Genomic DNA, 19086 nt, shown 5'->3' with positions numbered 1-19086 from the left:
TCCGGGCGTGTCCGCGAACTTCTCGAGACTGTCTCGAACGGGCGGCGACAGGTGAGAGACCGGTCGGTCTCCAGAACAGTTAGGCGTCCACGCTCCAAATCGCCGAGCAATGCTGCCTTCGACAACGCAGCTGGTCGTCGTCGGGGCGATGGCTCTCGCGCTGGGGTACGCGGCCCGGACCGGCGACGTGCGGGCGGGCCACGCCCGCCTCCGTCGGCGCCTGCTGTACGGCGTTCCCTGGGGGACGGCGCTGACGGTCGCGGTCCTCGCGACGTTCTACCTCGTCGTGCAGTACGGCCTCGTCCACCCGGACGAGCCGTCGACGTACGCGTTCGTCTCGTGGTCGTACTTCTATCCGCTGGGGCTGGTGACCGCCGGACTGGCCCACGCGTCGACGGCTCACCTCGTCTCGAACCTCACGGCGACGGTCGTCTTCGGAGCGATCGTCGAGTGGACCTGGGGACACTATCCACCCGATGAACCCGGACGTGCTCGTCCGGGTTCCGGGCTGCGCTCGAGCCCCTGGGTCCGGGCGGTCGCGCTGTTCCCGCTCGCGCTCTTCGTCGCAGCCTTCCTCACCGCCGTGTTCTCGCTCGGGCCGGGGCTCGGCTTTTCGGGCGCGGTCTACGCCCTTCTCGGGTTCGCGGCGGTCGCGGCGCCGCGCCTCGCCATCGGAGGTGTCGTCGCCAGTTCGGCCCTGGGCGTGCTCTACGACGCCCTCACGAGCCCGGTTCTCAGGGCGGGGATCGAGTCGGGAGCGCCGCAGCCGCCGGGGTGGGCCGGCGTCGGATTTCACGCCCACCTGCTGGGGTTCCTGCTCGGCGTCGTCGCCGCGATTGGACTCTCTCGCGCCAGATCCGTCCGGCCGCGGCCGATGTCCGTCTTCGCGGCGATCGTGCTCGTCGGGCTCGTCCAGTCGGTCTGGTTGCTCGTCTGGCCTGGTGATGCGGACACCTTCGTCATGTACCGGGGCGTCGGCGTCGCGTTCTTCCTCGCGCTGTCGGTCGTCGTCACTGTCGCCGTGGCCGGGAGCGACCGCCCGCTTCCGCGTCCCCTGGCCGGCGTCCGGTGGGTGCCGAGCCGCCGCCGACTGGCCGCGGGTTGGCTCGGCGCGCTGACGATCCTGTTCGGTCTGTCGGTCGTCGGCTCGCTGTCTGTTCCCGGGGCCGCGTTCGTCATCGGCGTCTCCGCAGCCGCGTACGTCCTCCTCGTCCTGCCCGCCCTCCCGCCGCTCTTGCCGTCCTCCCTCACCGGTGGCCGGGTCACGCGTCGACAAACCGCGTTCGCGGGGCTCGTCGCGTTTACGGCCGTCGTCGCCCTCGTCGGCGTCCCGTACGGGTTCGCGCTCGTGGGCGACGACGTGCCGGGGAGCGGCGCGGTGTCCGTCGGCGACTACACGGTCACCTACGAGGAGAACGTGACCGCCGACCGGCGACTGCTCGCGTTTCCGGGGGCCGGCGACCAGTCGACCTTCGACGGCGTGCTGGTCGCCAGTGACGATCGGGAACTGTTCACCGTGGCCGAGCGCGCCACGATCCTCGAACACGAACGCGAGACGACGATCGCCGTCGGTGGCGTCGGCTGGTACGAGACGGTTCGTGCGGAGCGCATCGGCTGGACGGTCCTCGGCAACGAGACGGCGTACGCGGTCGACCTCGTCCACGACGGCGAGACCACCCGGTCGTTCCGGTCCGACGGCGCGCGGGTCGACGCGACGATCGCCGATCGCCGCATCGAGATCGTCCCAACGGGTGATGCCTTCGAAATTCGAGTCGAACGAGACGCCGCGGCGATCGGTTCGGTCCCGATCCCACGACCGAACGCGACCGAGCGCGTCGGGGACCTCGAATTCCACGTCCAATCCGACACTACTCCGGCGACACTGTACGTCACGGTCGATGGAACGACCGTCCAGATCGCCACGCGAGCGGCCGACAAAGCGGCTGAACCGCTTCGAGTCGACGCGGGATAGCCTCGGTAACGAAACCCGGGTCGCCACCCGATCCAACGGTCGGGTAAGTGGTCGATTACCGCCATCATCATATCGTGCTGGTACGTTCAAGCCGTGCTTTCATCGATACCCATCGGTATCTGAAACCGGCTTTATTCTGCACGTATCGTAGGGATTTTTATGTAGGGATTGGTTCGATCCGGTCATGCGTGGGGAGATGGGGGTACACATAGTCAGTGAAGTAGCCGACCGCGAAGGTGTCGATCCGACCGAGCTCAGACCGCCGCTTCACGACGTTATCGATCCGGAGGCGCTGGATGCTCTGTTCGAACCGACTACGACGAGCCAGCGCGCTCGCGACGGGTCGGTCACGTTCGCGTACTGCGGGTACGAGGTGACCGTCACGGCCGCGGGCGACATCTCGATCGGGAGCGAACCGTCGGCCGGGGAGCGTGCGGGCGACCGCCGAGAACCGGCGATCGAATAGCGGCCGCAGGAATTTTTCCGGGTGAGATCGATCAGCGCCTGGATTGCGAGAACGGATCGTCCGGTGACCGTGGGTCGACCCGCCGAACGGACGCCGGCACGCGTCGAACGGCGTTCGAAATGCTCGCGGAGTGTCCGAACCGGCCGACGCGCGTCGAACGGCGCCCGAACCGCGGGCGAACGGGCCGCGGGAGGTCGATATCGGGACGGCGCCCATCGTCGGTCGGACCGCCGTGGCGTCCCGTTCGAAGCGGTGTCGGCGCCACCGCGAAACCGCAAGCGCGTACGGGTGTAACAAGAGTTAAGGTGGTTTGCTCCGGCCCCTAGGACATGTCTGGAGGCGTCGACGGTGCCGTTACCCTCGCGACGAGCGAGGCGACTCGCGAGACGTACTGGGGTATCACCGACACCGAATACGCGATCTTCTACCTGTTCGCGACGATCGCGATTCTCGTCTTTCTCTATGGGTTCGTGAGCCGGTTCGCCCGGTACGCGCGAGCCAGCGACGATCCGTTCCCGCGCGTCGACGAGATCCACGAACGCGTCGTCGGGGCGACGAAGATCGTCCTCTCGAACGAGAAGCAGTTCAACCGCGACCTCTACGGCGGCCTGATGCACGCGTTCATCATGTGGGGCTTTCTGACCCTGTTCATCGCGACGGTGATCATCATGGTCGACGAGTACGCCGTCCAGAAGATCTTCCAGCAACCATCGTTCTGGATCGGCGACTTCTACCTCTCCTACCAGTTCATCGTCGACGCCATGGGGCTGCTGTTCGTCGTCGGGCTCGGGATGGCGATCTACCGGCGATACTGGGTCGGCAATCACCGGTTACTCGACCGCCACACCTCTCTGGAGGACGACGTCTTCGTCTGGACGCTGTTCTTCCTCGGCGCGGGCGGCTTCCTGCTCGAAGGCCTTCGCATCTACTCGATGGGCATTCCCGACTTCGAGCGGGTCAGCTTCGTCGGCTACGCGCTCGCGCTCGGGTTCGACGCGATGGGCCTGTCGACGCTCGGTCCGGAGGCGGCCGGCTTCAATACGGCCGGGTTCAACGTCGAGAACGTCCACTGGGCGATCTGGTGGCTCCACTCGCTGAACGCCTTCTTCTTCATCGCGTGGATCCCCTACGCCAAGCCGTTCCACATGTTCTCGTCGTTCGCGAACGTCGTCACGCGCGACGAGAAGGCGGGCCGGCGCCTCCCCAACGTCCCGTCGGATCTGGACGCGACGAACGCCGAATCCATCGAGGACTTCACCTGGAAGGAGATGCTCGACCAGGACGCCTGCACCAAGTGCGGCCGCTGTTCGGCCGCCTGCCCGGCGAAAGCCTCCGATCGCCCGCTCGACCCGCGGAACGTAATCTTGGACCTGAAACAGTACCGCGAGGAACTCGACGCCGGCGAGACCGAGGAGAAACCGATCATCGCCGACGGGGGCGCATCGGTCATCGATAGCGAGACGATGGAGTCTTGCATGGCATGCATGGCCTGCATGGACGCCTGTCCCGTCGAGATCGAGCACCTGAAGAGCTTCACGAAGCTCAACCGCCAGCTGACCGACCAGGGCGACGTCCGCTCGTCTATGCAGGACGTCTTCCAGAACGTGATGCAGGACGGCAACACGTTCGGGAACAGCCCCCGGGATCGGGCGGACTGGGCCGACGAGCTCGAGTTCGACCTCACTGACGCCCGCGAGGAGGAAGTCGACTACCTCTGGTACGTCGGCGACTACCCGAGCTACGACGACCGCAACAAGCGGGTCGCTCGCTCGCTCGCGACGATCTTACAGGAGGCCGACGTCAGCTTCGGCATCCTCTTCGAGGACGAGAAGTACGACGGCAACGACATCCGCCGCGTCGGCGAGGAGTTCCTCTACGTCGAACTCGCCGGCCACCACGTCGAAACGTGGGACGACTGTGACTTCGACACCATCGTCTGTACGGACCCACACTCCTACAACACGTTCGAAAACGAGTATCCGGAGCTCGACTTCGAGGAGTTCGCGGACGACCCGATGATGCCGTTCGAGTACACCGACTCGTGGAACGCCGACGGCGAGATCGACGTCCTCCACTGGACGCAGGCCATCGAGGAACTCGTCACCGAGGGGAAACTCGACCTCACGGGGACCGAACTCGACTACACGGTCACCTACCACGATCCGTGTCACCTCGGCCGGTACAACGACGAGTACGAGGCCCCGCGGGAACTCATCCGGGCGACGGGCGCCGACCTCCACGAGATGCCGCGCAACCGCGCGGATTCGTTCTGCTGCGGCGGCGGTGGCGGCGGCCTCTGGATGGACTTCGAGGAAGAGCCCAAACCGAGCGAAGAGCGCCTGCGAGAGGCCCTGGAGGATACCGAGGCCGGCGCGGCCGTCGAGAAGTTCGTCGTCGCCTGCCCGATGTGCATGACGATGTACGAGGACGGCCGCAAGACCGGCGGCTTCGAGGACGACATCGAGATCGTCGACGTCGCCGAACTGCTCGTCGAGGCGCTCGGGAAGGCCGACGAGGCCAACGTCGAGATCGCGGCGGACTGAGACCGGTTGCGAGCCGATCCGGGCTTTCGCGGCCGGTCGACTGCGGGCCCCTATTGCTCGTCACAGCAGCCGTCCGACGCGGATACCGCGTAGTCGGCGACCCAGCCGTCCCGGAGGTCCGGATCGCACCACTCGACGTAGTAGCCCGACCAGGGATCGCCGTTGAACTCACAGCAGGCGCCCTCGCGGACGACTCCCTTCGTCCGCTCCGGAATCAGTACTTCGTACTCCCCCGCGCACGGCTCGTCGTAGAGGGCGACACTGTAGTCGTACGTGATGACGCACTGACCAGGTTCTAACTGCAGGTCGCAGTCACAGCAGCGGGCCGAGCCGACCACGGCCGCCTCGTCGACCCACCCGTCGGGGAGCGTCGCGTCACACCACTCCAGGGCGTAGCGCGGCCGCAGTTCGCCGTCGATCTCACAGCAGCGTCGGTCGGTGACGACGGCTCGCGCCTCGACGGACATCGGCTCGTTCGCACACGCCGCGTCGAAAATCGGCGGTTCGTCGAACCGAACCCGGATGCAGTCGTCGACGTCCCACTCGAATGTACACTGCTCGCAGCAACCGCTCGATTCGACGAGGTCCGCCTCCCGGATCCACGCGACCGGGAGATCGGGGTCACACCAGTCGACGTAGTAGCCGGGCGTCGGTCCGTCCGCGCCCTCGCAGCAGCCGCTCTCGAGGATGGTGGCTTGTACCCCCTGAGGAAGGTATTCGAACGGGTCTCCGGAACACTCCTCGTCGAAGATTGGGACCTCGTCGCCGGCCGTTTCCACGCACGTCTCGGGCCCCCACTGCGGTTCGCACGTGCCACAGCAACCGCTCGACTCCACCAGGTCCGCCTGCCGGATCCACGCGATTTCGAGGTCGGAGTCACACCAGTCGACGTAGTAGCCCGGCGTCGGTCCGGTCGGACCCTCGCAGCACCCGCCTTCGAGGACGGTCGCCTGCATTCCCTGCGGGAGCAGTTCAATCGGGTCGCCGGAACACTCCTCGTCGAAGATCGGCACGCCGTCGACAGCCGTCTCGACGCAGGTGTCGGGCCCCCACCGCGGCTCGCAGGAGTCACAACAGCCGTCGGAGGCGGTGAGGTCCGTCTGGGTTACCCACCCGTCGGGAAGGTCGGCGTGGCACCACTCGATCCCGTACCGCGGGACCCGGTTACCCTCCTCGTCTTCACAACAGACCCGCTCGTGGATGACCCCCTTCGCCCCGCTGGGCGTGATTGCACCGGGCTCTTGAGCGCACTCCTCCTCGTACACCGGGACCTCGGCACCGGTCGTCGTGACGCAGGTTTCGACTTCCCAGCGGAACGAACAGGTGCCACAGCAGGACGGTGCCCGTTCCAGCACCGCCTCGGCGACCCATCCCTCGGGGTAGTCCGACTCGCACCACTCGACGTAGTAGTACTCGTCCGTTTCGGCACAACAGGTGTAATCCAGCACTATGGCCTCCGTCCCCGCGGGAACGGTTGCGGGGTCGTCGTCCCCGCAGGCCTCGAGTAACGGCGCCTCCTCGACGGTGACGACGCACGTTTCGGTCTCCCACCGCGGTTCGCAGGGTGCGCTCGTGCGGGCTGTCGCGCCCGCGATCCCCGTCGCTCCCACGCCCGCGACGCCGGCGCTTTCGAGGACGCGTCGACGCGAAACACCCGTCCCTTTGTCATCGGCCGCATCGGTCGGTAACATCACTGGAAAACATTTCAACATCTAACACTATAAACGCTTGCACCGCTCGGTTCCGTCGCGACGGAGGGAAGCCGTGCGTGCCACCGGCGCGGTCGCCGTGATACTCGTTGGAGGCGGTCACTGCGCGAGGAGATGGTCGCGGTGGACTCAGAACCGGCGGCTTCGGGGCCGTATCGAGGCCGTCGATGCGGCTATCGACGGGGTCGGTATCGGCGACGGAGCTGCCGGCGACGCCGATGGTTCGTCGTTCGGTTCGACGCCCGAGTTGCCGCCGGATCGGCGGCGAGTGACGAGGGCCGGCGGTCCTCACCGGCAGTTCTCGTCACCCTTAATTGCACCGCCGACCGAAATCGAAGCATGGAGCGGACGTACACGCCGACGGCCGTGATGGACCGAGCCTCGCGGTCGAACCGGTACTACCGGAATGCGGTCGAGCGCCACTGGGATCCGGCCGCGATCGATCTCGAGACGGATCTGGAAAATCTGCTCGCCCACGCGGAGGCGACGGACGAATTCGACCGGCGCCACCTCGACGCCATCGTGACGGGAATCGCGAAGTTCGGTGCGGGCGAGGACGCCGTAACCGAGGATCTGGCGCCGTTCGCCGTCGTCCTCGAGGATATCGACGACCAGCTGTTTCTCACCACTCAGCTCTACGAGGAGGCAAAGCACGCGGATTTCTTCGATCGGTACTGGCGCACGGTGGTCTGGGGCGTCGAGGACCACCTCGGCTGGGATCGCACGAGTCCGCGTGACGAGAAGTGGTTCGACGACTCGTTCCTGGAACTGTTCGATCGCAACAAACGAGCCACGCAGCGGTTGTTGGAGGACGATTCGCCCGAAACCCGTGCGATCGCGTACAGTCACTACCACCTCACGGTCGAAGGCATCCTCGCCCAAACCGGCTACTACGGCATGAGTCGCTCCTTCGGCGGCGAGTTCGAGGCCCTGCCCCACCTTCCAGGCCTCGTCGAGGGCTTCGAGCGGATCCGGAGCGACGAGGGCCGCCACGTCGGTTTCGGGATGAACCAGCTTTCGTCCCTCGTCGAATCCGGTCGGGTCGATGCGTCGCTGATCGAGGAGACCGTCACCGACCTCCTCCCGCTGGTCCAGGGCATCGCCACGGACGAGCGGTTCGGCCTCGGGGGCCAGTCGGCGGGGATGAAACCGACGGAACTGGCGGCCTACGCGCTGGAGAAACACGAACAGCGCCTCGCCCAGATCGAAGACGTCTCCGCCGACGTGCCCGACCTCGACGACCTCGTTTCGATCGACCCCGCCGAATGAGTCGTCCTCGCGCTCGGTATCGAACCGCACGTCGACCGAGCCAGCGGGGCACCGATAGTCCGGTATCACGATCGAATTGGCCCGAGCGCCGGATCCCGTTCGATGCGCAGGCGCCGAACTCGCCACCGACATACATTTAATAAAGTTAGACTATAGTAGAAAAAATTAATAGTTTGGCCAACTAGTGGCCTGGTATGAAGCGCCGGGCTACTGCAGTTGGGCGGGGCAGGCGCACTCGCCGCACTCTCGAGCTGCGTGGCCCGACCGGACGTCGACGTCGAGTACCGAACGCTCGCCGGCCTGGCGGACGGGGTCACCGGCGCCGGTGCCCGAGGCAACTCCCCCACTGGCCGCTCCAGCGATGGCCAAACGAGCGATCCGTCCGCAGGAGCCGGGGACGGCACGGGCAGTGGTGGAGGGTCCGACGGACCGGACGGAGACGACGGGAACGATGGACTCGAACGTGCGGACGGGGCGGACACTGACGACCCGGTCGACGATGGCCGGGACGGCGATCGCGGCGGCGGGAGCGACCCGGGATCTGGCTCCGGAGACGGCGTCCCGGCCTTCGCGACGCGAACGTTCGATCGGTCGTCGGAACGGACGGCATCGAGCAACTCACGATCGCGTACGACCGGTCGGCCTGTCGGATCACGTTCACCTCGGCGGCGGCCGGGGGACCGGAACTCGTGAACGACCTGGAAACGGTTCTCGAGGCGGTAAGCGTGGCGATTACGGACGACAGGCAGTTTCAGTCGGCGGTCGGCCGCATCCACATCGACTTCGAGCTTCCCCAGGCCGACGGACGCGGGTCGGCGATCGCCAACCCTGACTGGGCCGTCGCGTACAAGAACGGGTCGCTCTCGAAGAAAGAATACATCGGCAAGGTCCGGAAGAACACCCGTCGAGACCGCGACGATACCGACCTGTGAGGCGGGGTTGGCACAGTTACCCAACCGCGTGCGGAGTGGGCCGAAGGCGGTTCGGCCGTGTCCCCCTCGATCGCACGGTGACCACAATCGCGGTAATTCGGTCGTCAGTGTGGCCGAAGAGGTAGAATTTTCAGCCAGCACCCGTAGGTTCTGCCATGGTGTTCGACGCGGTGTCCGAGGGCGGGCACGAACAGGTTTCGTACTTCGCCGATCCGGAGACGGGGCTTCAGGCCATTATCGCGGTTCACGATACCACGCTGGGCCCCGGCCTGGGCGGCACGCGAATCCTCGACTACGAGACGGAGGACGACGCCCTGTCGGACGTCCTGCGCCTGTCGAAGGCGATGACGATGAAGGCCGCGGCGGCCGACCTCGATCTGGGCGGAGCCAAGGCCGTCATCGTCGGCGACCACGAGTCGATCAAGACCGACGCCCTCCTGCGGGCCTACGGCCGCGCAGTCGAGGCGATGGGCGGACGTTACATCACCTCCGTCGACGTCAACTCCTCGGTTCCCGACATGGAGGTCATCGCGACGGAGACGGAGTACGTCGCCGGCCGGGCGGACGGTCTCGGCGATCCGTCGCCGATCACGGCCACCGGCGTCCGTCGTGGGATCGAGACCGCGGTCGAATTCGAGTACGGCACGGACTCCCTGGAGGACGTCTCCGTCGTCGTCCAGGGGCTCGGCAAGGTCGGGTCGGCCCTGACCGGCCAGCTGGTCGAACGCGGTGCGTCGGTGACGGTCTCCGACATCAGTCAGGAGAACCTCGCCTCGATTCGCGAGTCCTACGACGTCGACGTCGTCGACCCAGACGCGGTCTACGACGAGTCCTGCGACGTCTTCGCGCCGTGTGCGATCGGCGGCGTCGTGAACGACGAGACGATCCCGCGCCTCGCCTGTGATATCGTCGCCGGTGCCGCGAACAACATCCTCGCCGAGCGGCGCCACGCCGACGCGCTCGCCGATCGGGATATCCGTTACGTGCCCGACTACGTGATCAACGCGGGCGGGCTCATCACCGTCGCGGAGGAGTACCACGGCGGCACGCGCGAGGACGCGATGGCCAAGGCCCGGGCGATCGGCGACCGGCTCGAGACCATGCTCGAACGCGCCGACGGCTCGGAGATGACCGTTCTGGACGCCGCGGAGGCCTACGCCCGAGAGCGCATCGAGGCCGCCGACCGGGCGACGCCGGCGTCGTTCGACTGATCGGCCGGTCCAGTGTGCCCGTCAAACCGGGATCGCACGGCCGGTCGCAGGCGATGTCACGTCCGGACCAGGGGCACCGATAATCGGATCCCGAGCGTTTAGGTGGGGCGTTCACGTACCTGCGACCATGGGCTACGATACAGCCGCGACGAGCGACGTCGAGTCGGTGATTCCCGATGAGGCAGGCGGCATGTGGTTCCTGAAGGACGCGCTCGACACCGACCACCTCGGCGTGACGGTTCTCGAACTCGAGGCTGGGCAGGCCGGGAAACCGCACGACGAGTCCGAGACCGGACAGGAAGAGGTCTACTACGTGGTCGACGGCACGGTCGCCGTCGATCTCGAGCCGGAGACGGTCACGCTGGAGGCGGGCGAGGCGATCCGCCTCGATCCCGAGGAACGCCGGCAGCTCGAGAACACCGGGTCGGAGCCCGCGACGCTGGTGCTGGCGGGGGCACCGCTGTAACGTCCGTTCCGGAGGCGGTCGGCGGTCTCATTGTGCGGACGTGATGGGCATCTAACGGCTGCGTCATCGACGGGTGCAGGGACCTGCCGGAGCGAAAATTCCGGCCGACCGGCGGACCGATTCACGGGCCCGTTCTCGTCCGCCGTCGAAGGATGCTCCCCGCGGTCTGGACGCGTTCGACCGGCCGAGCGGCGGTGACCAGGAGGACTCCCGCGAGCGAACCAGCGTAGGCGACCGGCGTGACGGCGAGGTGCCAGGCCACCCGCACGGCCACGGGGGCCGAAGCCACGCCGGCGTATCCGGCGACGCCGCCGAGCGCGAAGAGGACGATCGGGTGCACGATGTAGATCCAGACGGCGTATCGGCCGAGCGTCGAGACGCCGCTGGCGCGGCCGAGCGAGGGGTACGAGAGGACGAACCCGAAGAGGGCGACGGAGTAGAAGACCGTTACCAGCGTGTACTCGGGCGTGTAGACTGACCCGGCGATCGTCGCGTCGGTGACGACGTAGCCGAGCGCGTAGCGTTCGACCGCGTGTGCGAGCGCCCCGAGGACGGTCAGTCCGGCGAACAGGCGACGGCGGTCCGGACCCGGCTCCCAGCCGTTCGACCGGATCGCGTAGCCGAGACTGGTGTAGAAGAACCCGAAGAAGAGGCCGTCACGGGTCTCGATCGGGAGGTTCGCGATCATCGTATAGCTCTCGCCGGTGAGGCCGACGAGGTGGATGGCGAACGCGATCGGGAGCAGGTAGCGGGACAATCCGGCCCGCACGAACGCGTAGACGAGTGCGACGGAGACGACGAGGGCGGGGAGGAACCACAGGTGATAGACCATCGAGTCGCCGTAGTAGAGGAGGTCGATCGGGGACAGCGCCGTGGTCACCGCCGTGAGCGCGGCGGTTCCTGGCGCGCCACCGCCTCGCACGGCGGTCACGGTCATCGTGGCCACGAAGAGCGGGACGTACAGACACACCGCGAAGCCGTAGATCGACGCGATCCGCGAGAGGTATTGCTCCGCGTAGCCGGGCATCGCCTCGTGTTTCTTCGCGAAGAGGTAGCCGGCCGTCAGGAAGAAGAAGGGGACGGCGAAGCGACCGACCGCGTCGAGTCCGAAGTAGACGGCGTTTCCCCAGTCCCCGACGCCCTCGAACGCTTCCGCGTGGAGCGCCACGATGAACCCCATCGTGAGCGCTCGCAGGGTGTCGATACTGTGGATTCGCTCCCCCATGTACTACTATCCGCGCAAGACGAGTGTAAAATTCTTCTGATTGATCAGCCGATAGACACCACGGGTCGCGGTCGTCCGGTGGTCCGACGATGCCGATCGGCGACGGCCGCACCGTCGCTGAGTCGGGCGTTTTCGGTGAACCGCCCGTTCGGTTGTCGACTGGATCGCGGCCGTACTCGGCGCGTGCCACCCAACCACTCGGATCGAGCGACTGCGGTGCTGGCCAACTCCGTCATTGCCGTCGGACTTCCGGCGCGGTCGGCTCGTATGCGGTAGTGCGCCCTGTGGCCGCCGATCGCACCACTTGAAATATTACCCACAGAAAGATTAATTGAGGTTCGAATATACTGTATAAATCATGGTGCACACGTATCCCGAACAACGTCGTGAGGACGACCGTGTCACAGCCGTCCGATCGGATCGCGGCAGGGGGTGGTGGTAGTGGCGCCGCTCTCGCGCCGTCGCCTCATCGAGATCGGGGGCGCGACGACGCTGGCGGGGGTCGCCGGCTACGGCGTCGCCGGCCAGGACGGATCGATCGACCCCTCGCCGACCGATCACGAGGGGCCGGAACTCGAGAAGTACGTTCAGCCCCTGCCGCGACTCGAGGTACGCGAACCGGACGGCTGGTACGGTGGCGGTCCCTTGCACGAGGTTCCGCTCGAGGAGTTCTCGACGTCGGTCCACCCGGACCTCCCGGAGACGACGATGTGGGGCTTCGACGGCCAGTTCCCTGGTCCCGTCATCGCCGGGCGTCGCGGTCGACAGCTCGCGGTGCGAATAGATAACAGTTCACTGCCGAACGAGCACCTGTTCACCGTCGACGAACGCATCGCCGGCACCACGACGGAGAACTACCCCAACCACGACGGGCCGGTTCCGGAGGTTCGCAATTCGATTCACTTCCACGGACTCAACGTGCCCGACGAAGACGACGGCCAGGCGGACATGTGGATCTCGCCCGACGGCGAGACCGGCCCGCGTCGTACGAAGGACGTCCAGGTCCTCCCGAACCAGCAGACGCGCCTGACGACGACCTACCACGATCACACGCGCGGAATCAGTCGGCTGAACAACCACGCCGGACTGATCGGGCCGTATCTCATCCGCGAGCGCAACGACGCGGAGCGCCAGCTCCCCGGCGGCGAGTACGACGTCCCGCTCGTCCTTGTCGATCGCTCGTTCAACGACGACGGTTCGATCTACTACCCCGAGGAGTTCGTCGCGAGCCACGGCGGCGAGAAGGCGCTGGTCAACGGGGCGGTCTGGCCGTACATGGAGGTCGAACCGCGCCGCTATCGCTTCCGATTGCTCAACCCCTCGAACGGCCGCACCTGGGGGCTCAGGCTGCGAAACGAGACGCAAGATGACGGCGACGTGCCGACGATGAAGTGGTTCTCCACCGGGCACGGCTACCTCGAGAACGTCGTGGGCGTCGGTCCCTACGGCGACATCGGGACCATGCTGATCGCGCCGTTCGAACGCGCCGAGTTCACGATCGACTTCTCCGACTGGGCGGGCGATACGTTCACCGTCACGAACCACGCCCTCTTCCCCTTCCCGCACGGCGAACACCACAACCCCAACACCGCCAGTCCGTCGCCGGATCTGGACGAGGTGATGCAGTTCCACGTCCGGGAAGGCTCGGTCTCGGACCCGTCCACCGATCCGGAGGCCATCGACTTCCCCACCGTCGAGCGGCCGGACCCCGACGACACCGCCCAGGAGCGCGAGGTCACGATGCAGATGGAGATGCTCGACGACGGGACGATGGTCCACCGGCTCAACGACCGCAGTACGTTCGACCCGATCCAGTACGAGCCCCAACTCGGGACGACCGAGACCTGGATCATCAAGAACGAGACGATGATGTCGCACCCGCTGCACCTGCACCTGGTGCGCTTCTGGGTCGAGGGGTCGCGTGACCTCGGCCGACCGGAGTTCAACGATCCCCGACCGTACCAGCTGTGCGAGAAGGACACCGTCATGATCCGGCCCGAAAAGGAAGTCAAGCTGACGGTCGAGTTCGGCGACTATCCGGGCGTCTTCCCGTTCCACTGCCACAACCTGGAACACGAAGACCACGAAATGATGCGACCGATGGAGGTCGTCGACGACGGGATGTCGCTGCACGGTGACGAACAGGACGAGGCCTGAGGCGGACCCGCACCGCCGCCGCTCGACCCGGCGGTCCTGTCGGTCGATCGTATCGCGTTCGGGCTGTGAGTTGGTAGCCCCACGGACTTCGGCAACCGTTCGAGGTTCCTTGCGGAGCGGTGTCGCCCCGGCGCGCGGATCGCCGACCGGTCCGATGGCGCGCGCTTGATGGGCCGGGCGAGGAGTCGAGTGACCGATTCGCCATCGTTCGAGAGGTCTCGGCGCCCTCGTCACCCGGTCGGCGACCCGGACTGCGGTCCGCCTCGTCACCGCCCGGTTCAGGACTGCGGAGCGCTGGCCCGCCTACGAACGCGGCGACTCCCGACCGGCTTCCGCGTCGCCCTCGTACTGATCGGCGTCCCGGGGACCTTCGACGTCGATGGCGTCCGCGGACTCCTCGAAGGCGTCTTCGGTCCCTCGCTGGGCCTCGTCGTAGGACGCGCCGAGCGCGATCATGAACCCGACGATGGCGGTCACGACGGCGATCGCGCCGATGGCCACCACGCCGCCAGCGAGAACCGCTCCCGAGAGGATCTGCGCGGAGGTCAGTAACGATATCGCGGTGACCGCCGCGATGAGGGTGAGGGTGCGGCCGAATCGGTACATGGCTCGGTTGGTCTCTCTCACCCCGCTCCGTTCGACGAGTTCGTTCAGCACGCCCTCGTAATCGGTGGTCGGCGCCGTTCCCAGCGAGTGGATCGACTGGCTAATCCAGAGGCCGCCGGTGAACCCGAGGAGCGAGGCGAACGCGACCGCGCCGACCTGCCCCCCGACGAGCAGCCCGAGAAACACCGCGTTGGCGAACGCGAGCACCATGATCCCGTGAATGAGCACGGACCGATATCCGAAGTTCTCGAGAAGCGAGACGTGCGCGAGCCTCATAGAACCCGTTTGTGTCCGCCCGTAATACGACTGTCCCCGGCCTGTGCAGCGCGGGGGCCGGTGGCGTCGGGCTGGTCGATCGATCGAGCCCGGAGTCGGGGCGACCGGCCGACGGGGCGGTCCGGCCGGGCCGAATCGGTACGGTTTCACGGGTGCACCACCGTGATCGGGCTATGCCCCTTCGCGAGCGACTCCATCCCGATCTGATCGCCGGCGTTCGCGCGGCGGGTCCGATCGTCGTCGGGCTCGTTCCGTTCGCGCTGATCACCGGTATCACCGCGATCGGAGCGGGGTTGACTGTGACGGAAGCCGCCGGGATGTCCGCCGTCGTGTTCGCCGGCGCCGCGCAGTTGGCCGCGATCGACCTCATCGGGTCGAACGCCCCGTTTCTCGTGGTCGTCGGCACCGCGGTCGTCATCAACGTGCGGATGGTGATGTACTCGGCGTCGATCGCGCCCTATCTCCAGGCGTTTTCCCTCCGCGTTCGGGGACTCGCCGCCTACGTGTTGACCGACCAGGCCTACGCGATGGCCGTGACGGAGTACGAGACGAACGACGCGCGACACCGCCTCTGGTACTACCTCGGCATCGGGGCGACGATCTGGGTCGTCTGGCAGCTCGGGACGGTCGTCGGCGCGCTCCTCGGTGCGAGCGTCCCGGACGCGCTCGGACTGGACTTCGCGTTGCCGCTGGTGTTTCTCTCGTTGCTCGTGCCGGCGTTGAAAGACGCGGGCACGACGGCCGCGGGCGTGGTCGCCGGTGCCAGCACCCTCGTGCTCGCGACGATCGGCGTCCCGTTGAACGCCGACCTGCCCCTCGCGGCCCTGATCGGGATCGCGGCCGGCGCGGCCGTCGACGCGTGGTGGGACGCGTGACGGGGTGGTCGCACGCGGGTGTCTGGAGCGCGATCGTCGCGATCGGTCTCTGCACGTACGCGATCCGGTTCTCGTTCATCTACCTGTTCGGCCGGATCGACTCGGTCCCGCCGCGGCTCTCCCGCGTTCTCCGATACGTCCCCGCGGCCGTCCTCGCGGCGCTCGTCGTCCCTTCGGTCGTGACGGTCCGGCCGTCGATCGCGGAGACCCTGCTGGACGAGCGCCTCGTCGCGGCGATGATCGCCACCCTGGTCGCCTGGCGAACCGAGGACATCATCTACACGATCGCCGTCGGCATGGGGACCCTCTGGCTGCTCCGGTTCGGACCGGCGCTGATCTGGTAAGTCGCGGTTGCCTGCGGGTCCGGTGGGAATTCCTCGATCCCGCGTCGCGAGTGCGCTCTCGGCGACTTTATCCGCCGGCGCCCGCAACTCGGGATATGGCCGACCCCCAGTCGATGACCGCACAGCTGTCCGACCGACCGACCTCGATCGGCACGTTCTTCAAGAGTAAGTCGCCGACGCTGGCGGAGGCGCTCGGCGCGTCACCGCTCGACTTTCTCGTGGTGGATCGCCAGCACACGTCGGTCGACCTCGAAACCGTCGAATCGATCGTTCGAGCCGCGGACGCGGGCGGCCTCCGGGTGATGGTCAGGCTGGCGACCACGGAGTTCGACTTCGTGAACTGCTTCCTGGACGCGGGGGCACACGCGCTGATGATCCCGCAGGTCGAATCGCCGGCGGCCGTGCGGAACGTCCTGGCGGAAACCCAATACGAGGACGACCGGAGTCTCTCGATGGGGACGCGTGCGGGCGAGTTCGGGGCGCGCGACCGCGAGGCGTACTTCGAGTGGGTCCGCGAGGAACTGGGAATCGTCCCGCAGATCGAGACCGAAGCCGGCCTCGAAACCGTCGATGCTATCGCCGACGCCGAGCGCGTCACGGCGCTGATGATCGGTCCGACGGACCTCTCGCTCTCGCTCGGCGTCTCGAAGACCGACCCGGAACTCGACGCGGCGATCGACCGCATCGTCGAGGCCGCCCGCGCCGCGGACGTCGGCGTCGGGACCTTCGCGACGGCGGCCGCGGACGTGCGGGCCTACCGCGAGGAGATGGATTTCGTTATCTACGGCTCCGACGCCGGACTGATCGGGTCCGCGGTCGAGGGCGCTCTCGACGGCTGAGCGCCGCGGTTCGCGTCGCCGGTCACCGCCGCTGTCCGCGAGGTCGCGCGTTCGACGTCGCCGGGGACTGGCAGTCGGGCGGTTCATCGTTCGTCCGACCGAGCGGCTCGCGGGGGTGCCACCCGCCGGTACCGCTGTACGAGGAGCGGTCCGCGGCCGCAGCGTGGGAGGACGTCAACTGCCGATCGTCGTATCCCAGCGGCGGGCGAGTCGCCTCCGTCGACCTCGGCGGCCGCTCGCCGCGGTCGAACAAAGAATTATGTAGAAAACATATTAATTGTACCGTATGAACGCCGGGTTGCTACCGGACGACGTCGACGGACTCGAACGGCCGTGGACGGCGATCGGGCTCGTACTCGCACTGTTCGCGTTGCCGGTGCTCGCGGCCCTGCCCGTCGAGATCGGGGCTCTCGAGGGAGATCTCGTCAAGTGGCTACTCGTCTTGATACTCGTCGTGATCGTGGTACGGTTCGAGGAGCAACCGTTGTCTTCGATCGGGCTCCGCCGCCCGCGACTGATTGACGCCGCGCGGATCCTCGCGATCGTGGTTCTCGGGGTTGGCGTGTTCGTGATCACCGATTCGATCGTCAGCAACTTCGGACTGCCGGTTCGAGATGGGATCTCCCGCCCGTCGCTGGCCGTCGGTCTCTTCAGTGCGATCACGGCGGGCGTCACGGAGGAGGTGCTCTTCCGGGGCTATCCGATCGAACGGTTGACCGATGCGGGATATACGCCGCTCCTGGCGGGGACCATCACCTGGGGGCTGTTCACGGTCGCACACGCTCCCTCGTATCCGGCCGGGACCGTTCTGCAGATCGCCGTCGTCGCCGGACTCTTCACCGCCGTGTACGTTCGCACCCGATCGTTGTTTCCCGTCGTGATCGGACACGTTCTCATCGACGTCGTCGGCGTTCTCGCGTACTTCTACACCTGATCCGAGCGATCGTCCCGACTCTCGCGCGCTCGCCATCCGGTCGTCCGTCCCTTCCGGCGCTCCGATCCGGCCGCTCGAGCCCCGCTACTGTCCGCATTCTCTTGTGTCGAACTGGTTCGCACGAGACGCGGTGCGAGACTCCCGCGATGGGATTCGAACCGCTCGGCGAACAGCCGGGGAGTCCCGTATCGCGCGCCTGCAACGTTGAACCGGGGTCACGCCACTCGCGGTCAGGGGCTCGCGTCGAAGCCCGCCTCCTCGACGGTTTGCTCGCAGTGGCCGCAGGTCATCCCTACGACGGTTAGCGTTCTGGACATCTATTTACGCACCGGCGGACTTTTTCGATTGCGCCTTCGAAACCGGAGTCGGACCAGGGTCTCGATTCGGGCCGTTCCGATGCGATCGACTCACATCCGACGCTCGAACGCGAAGTGACCGCCACACGTCCTTTCGATTGTAACTAGCTGGGGCCGTATTAGTTTCCTATTCGAAGGGCAATGGCATTGAACGATGCACCCGTCTCTCTAGATAGCGATCGCGTTCCATCGCGACTCGATGACGATTATAATCGACTAGCAGCGTTGCAATCGGCGACAACTCGGAATCAGTCTCGTCGTAATCGATCGAGCAAGCCAGCGAGTCGATCCACGGACGACCCGGTGAGAATATTCACGAGACGCTGACTCCGTTCGTACATCTGCCCCAGGTCGCGAACTTTTTCGAGATCTTCCTGCGCTTGCGGGTCATCGGCTTCCGTGAGGGACTGTTCGGCCTCGTTCAGGGCGCTCGTCATAACCGAGATTTCGCGCTGGACTTCCCGCCTGAGGAACTCTTGAACCACCACCCAGAAGTTGCGCTCCGCTTCGTAGAACGCTTTCTTCCCTTCGCCCGGGACGGATCGACGGTAGACCAGGTGCAGCCGTTCCATGTCTTGCATTGCAGTGCTCACCGTCGACTTCGCATAGCCACTCTCCTCGACGAGTGTATCGAGGGATACCGGTTCGTCGGCGAAGTAGAGGAGTCCGTACAGGCGACCGTAGCTTCGATTTAACCCGTAAATGTCGGCGGATCTCTCCATTGCCTCGATGACTGTTTCCCGCGCCGTTTCGACGTCCTCGCTCACGTCGAACTCGGTTTCCGGATCGGTGTCACTCATTAGTCGTTTGTAGCCAGCGTAAGGCATAATACGTTTCGATCCGAATATTCGGATAATTCCGAATATGTTGGACAAACCGACCTCTAACGGCGACGTCGATGGCTCA

Annotated in this window: 17 protein-coding genes; 12 read left to right on the top strand and 5 right to left on the bottom strand. The window is 66.3% G+C overall.

Features of this window, described 5'->3' with window-relative positions:
• Nucleotides 1–109 precede the first annotated feature (109 nt).
• The 3 genes from MXA07_RS17185 to MXA07_RS17175 all read left to right on the top strand — a co-directional run bounded on the left by MXA07_RS17185 (nt 110) and on the right by MXA07_RS17175 (nt 4981).
• Nucleotides 110–1972, top strand: a complete 1863-nt coding sequence (locus MXA07_RS17185) for a rhomboid family intramembrane serine protease (protein ID WP_247729820.1) — start codon at nt 110–112, stop codon at nt 1970–1972.
• Between the two features lie 196 nt (nt 1973–2168).
• A complete protein-coding gene (gene ddfA / locus MXA07_RS17180) occupies nt 2169–2438 on the top strand; it encodes a DdfA family disk-determining factor (RefSeq protein WP_343217248.1) in 270 nt (89 codons plus the stop codon).
• Between the two features lie 329 nt (nt 2439–2767).
• Nucleotides 2768–4981, top strand: coding sequence for a heterodisulfide reductase-related iron-sulfur binding cluster (locus MXA07_RS17175; RefSeq protein ID WP_247729818.1), 2214 nt, complete (start codon nt 2768–2770; stop codon nt 4979–4981).
• A gap of 50 nt (nt 4982–5031) precedes the next feature.
• On the opposite strand, the gene MXA07_RS17170 is transcribed toward MXA07_RS17175, so the two are convergent.
• Nucleotides 5032–6672 (bottom strand): hypothetical protein, encoded by a 1641-nt coding sequence (locus tag MXA07_RS17170; RefSeq protein ID WP_247729817.1) that lies wholly within the window; start codon nt 6670–6672, stop codon nt 5032–5034.
• A 357-nt stretch (nt 6673–7029) separates the two neighbouring features.
• On the opposite strand from MXA07_RS17170, the gene MXA07_RS17165 reads away from it, so the two are divergent.
• The 4 genes from MXA07_RS17165 (at nt 7030) to MXA07_RS17150 (ending at nt 10568) form a co-directional block, all read left to right on the top strand.
• Nucleotides 7030–7959 carry a ferritin family protein gene (locus MXA07_RS17165; RefSeq protein WP_247729816.1) on the top strand — a complete coding sequence of 310 codons (930 nt, stop codon included), beginning with the start codon at nt 7030–7032 and terminating at the stop codon, nt 7957–7959.
• Between the two features lie 689 nt (nt 7960–8648).
• Nucleotides 8649–8891, top strand: coding sequence for a hypothetical protein (locus tag MXA07_RS17160; RefSeq protein ID WP_247729815.1), 243 nt, complete (start codon nt 8649–8651; stop codon nt 8889–8891).
• Between the two features lie 155 nt (nt 8892–9046).
• The gene (locus MXA07_RS17155) at nt 9047–10102 is read left to right on the top strand and encodes a Glu/Leu/Phe/Val dehydrogenase family protein (protein WP_247729814.1); all 1056 of its coding nucleotides are present in this window, start codon (nt 9047–9049) and stop codon (nt 10100–10102) included.
• A gap of 127 nt (nt 10103–10229) precedes the next feature.
• Nucleotides 10230–10568 (top strand): cupin domain-containing protein, encoded by a 339-nt coding sequence (locus MXA07_RS17150; protein WP_247729813.1) that lies wholly within the window; start codon nt 10230–10232, stop codon nt 10566–10568.
• A 121-nt stretch (nt 10569–10689) separates the two neighbouring features.
• Here MXA07_RS17150 and MXA07_RS17145 read toward each other — a convergent pair whose 3' ends face one another.
• Nucleotides 10690–11793 carry an acyltransferase gene (locus MXA07_RS17145; protein WP_247729812.1) on the bottom strand — a complete coding sequence of 368 codons (1104 nt, stop codon included), beginning with the start codon at nt 11791–11793 and terminating at the stop codon, nt 10690–10692.
• A gap of 441 nt (nt 11794–12234) precedes the next feature.
• On the opposite strand from MXA07_RS17145, the gene MXA07_RS17140 reads away from it, so the two are divergent.
• A complete protein-coding gene (locus MXA07_RS17140; protein WP_247729811.1) occupies nt 12235–13950 on the top strand; it encodes a multicopper oxidase family protein in 1716 nt (571 codons plus the stop codon).
• A gap of 303 nt (nt 13951–14253) precedes the next feature.
• Here the strand turns inward: MXA07_RS17140 and MXA07_RS17135 are convergent, their stop codons facing one another.
• Nucleotides 14254–14832 carry a hypothetical protein gene (locus MXA07_RS17135; protein WP_247729810.1) on the bottom strand — a complete coding sequence of 193 codons (579 nt, stop codon included), beginning with the start codon at nt 14830–14832 and terminating at the stop codon, nt 14254–14256.
• A gap of 173 nt (nt 14833–15005) precedes the next feature.
• On the opposite strand from MXA07_RS17135, the gene MXA07_RS17130 reads away from it, so the two are divergent.
• From MXA07_RS17130 to MXA07_RS17115, 4 genes are all read left to right on the top strand, one after another.
• Nucleotides 15006–15707, top strand: a complete 702-nt coding sequence (locus MXA07_RS17130) for an AzlC family ABC transporter permease (RefSeq protein ID WP_247729809.1) — start codon at nt 15006–15008, stop codon at nt 15705–15707.
• Nucleotides 15704–16051 (top strand): AzlD domain-containing protein, encoded by a 348-nt coding sequence (locus tag MXA07_RS17125; RefSeq protein WP_247729808.1) that lies wholly within the window; start codon nt 15704–15706, stop codon nt 16049–16051. The genes MXA07_RS17130 and MXA07_RS17125 overlap by 4 nt, the downstream gene beginning before the upstream one ends.
• Before the next feature lie 95 nt (nt 16052–16146).
• A complete protein-coding gene (locus tag MXA07_RS17120; RefSeq protein ID WP_247729807.1) occupies nt 16147–16890 on the top strand; it encodes an HpcH/HpaI aldolase family protein in 744 nt (247 codons plus the stop codon).
• A 286-nt stretch (nt 16891–17176) separates the two neighbouring features.
• Entirely contained in the window at nt 17177–17824 is a 648-nt protein-coding gene (locus MXA07_RS17115) for a CPBP family intramembrane glutamic endopeptidase (protein ID WP_247729806.1), read from the top strand.
• Nucleotides 17825–18054: 230 nt separating this feature from the next.
• Here MXA07_RS17115 and MXA07_RS18335 read toward each other — a convergent pair whose 3' ends face one another.
• On the bottom strand, nt 18055–18141 hold the full coding sequence (locus MXA07_RS18335) for a cation transporter (protein ID WP_425492231.1): 87 nt from the start codon (nt 18139–18141) through the stop codon (nt 18055–18057).
• A 287-nt stretch (nt 18142–18428) separates the two neighbouring features.
• A complete protein-coding gene (locus MXA07_RS17110) occupies nt 18429–18947 on the bottom strand; it encodes a GbsR/MarR family transcriptional regulator (protein ID WP_247729805.1) in 519 nt (172 codons plus the stop codon).
• Nucleotides 18948–19086 lie beyond the last annotated feature (139 nt).

Source organism: Halovivax limisalsi (genome assembly GCF_023093535.1).
In the GTDB taxonomy this organism is placed as follows: Archaea; Halobacteriota; Halobacteria; order Halobacteriales; family Natrialbaceae; genus Halovivax; species Halovivax limisalsi.
Note: the sequence above shows the minus strand (reverse complement) of the source record. Positions and strands in the feature narration are given on the sequence as shown.